This is a genomic window from Psychrobacter phenylpyruvicus DSM 7000 = NBRC 102152, from assembly GCF_000685805.1.
Taxonomy (GTDB): Bacteria; Pseudomonadota; Gammaproteobacteria; order Pseudomonadales; family Moraxellaceae; genus Psychrobacter; species Psychrobacter phenylpyruvicus.
In genome coordinates this window covers 1-1,594 of the sequence record NZ_JMKP01000088.1, presented here as the reverse complement: position 1 = coordinate 1,594, position 1,594 = coordinate 1, and the positions used below count along the sequence as shown (strand labels likewise).

General features: G+C 36.1%; 1 protein-coding gene and 1 pseudogene. One reads left to right on the top strand and one right to left on the bottom strand.

What is annotated here, in order from left to right:
- Positions 1 to 119 precede the first annotated feature (119 nt).
- Entirely contained in the window at positions 120 to 1,079 is a 960-nt protein-coding gene (repM, locus tag G561_RS0113495; RefSeq protein WP_028859993.1) for a replication initiation protein RepM, read from the top strand.
- Between the two features lie 114 nt (positions 1,080 to 1,193).
- Here repM and G561_RS14855 read toward each other — a convergent pair.
- A pseudogene (locus G561_RS14855) lies at positions 1,194 to 1,418 on the bottom strand (DMT family transporter); the annotation flags it as partial.
- Positions 1,419 to 1,594 lie beyond the last annotated feature (176 nt).

Here is a 1,594-nt window from a genome sequence, read left to right as displayed (position 1 = left end):
TATCGAATACATTTACCCTGTATATCGAATACATTTACCCTGATAATAAATACATCGTCCACTAATGTAGTTGAAATACGTTATAATACGATGTATTTATAATAATAAGGCAGGGTAAAATGTCAGAATTAGTGGTTAAAGATAATGCACTTATTGAAGCTAGTTACACTCTTGGGTTAGCTGAACAAAGATTGATATTGTTAGCAATCATTGAAGCTAGAGAAACAGGTGAGGGTATTGACCATAGTAGCTTGTTAAGAGTCCATGCTCATACCTACGCTGAACAGTTTGGCATTGATAAAAATAACGCATACGGAGTTATGAAAGACGCAAGTAAAGGGCTTTTTGATAGATATGTTACATATCATGATAAAAACCCAAGAAATGGCAAGGACAGGTCATTTCATTGTAGGTGGGTTGATAAAATCGGTTATGAGAATGATACAGGTACAGTATATTTGCGTTTTACAGCTGATGTTGTGCCGCTAATAACAAGACTTGAAAAAGAATTTACAAAGTATGAGATTGAGCAAGTCGCAAAACTTGATAGCGGTTACGCCATCAGGCTTTATGAGATATTAATAAAATGGCGGAAAAACGGCAAACCACCAAAGTTTGACTTGTTGGAATTTAGACGTAAGTTGGGAGTTGAAGATAGCCAGTATAAGACAATGAGTAACTTTAAGAGCAGGGTTTTAAATCCATCAATTAAGCAAATTAACGAACATACAGACATAACAGTCGAGTACAAACAAATAACACAAGGGCGTAAAATCACAGGGTTTGAGTTCTCTTACAAATTCAAGGACAAAAAGAAAGAGAAATATTTAACAACACAACGTGATCTCAAGACAGCTGATATATTCACCAATTATACTGACAAGCAACTGGCAAGAGCAGTGCATAGTAAGAAATTTATGGCAGACTATAATGGCCTGGTATCAGCTCAAAACTTTGTTAATCAATCAAGTGGGGCTTGGATCAGCCATATGGTTGAATGGGTTAAAAAAGATCCTAAACGCTTTACCAAACGTCCTATGCAAGAGTATTTGGACGATGAACAAGCGCCTAGATTCTGAATTCGCTTCACCCTGGCATAAGCGGCTTAAAGCCCCTGATTCAAAAAGAATCAGGGGCGTTTTATGAAAAGCAGCTTAAAACACTATCAAGCGAATTCATTTAACGTAAGGTTATTTAGGAGCAGATATAAACATGAATAATATATAGAAACTACCTAGAAAGCCTGGTAACCACATCCACCATGAAGCACTTTCTACATGGGGTGGTTTTATACCACCACTCATTATATACGCCATAATAAAGGAAGCTATAGCACCGCCTACATAAAGGTAAAAAGTAGATTGTATTTGTGATGCCTCTGTGTTTTTTTGAAAAGCATTGACGATAGCTAACTGCAAAGGGACTTTTGATTTAAACTTGTTTTCCTTGCACCCATTAAGGAACTGTAAGAAGGCTGTAGCTTGTTGTACTTATAGCTAGCAAGAACACTTATCGATGAGTATAAATAACTAAAAGGTGCATTGATTATGAATGGCATAGCAATAAACATTATTATCATCTTATTACTTTCTGG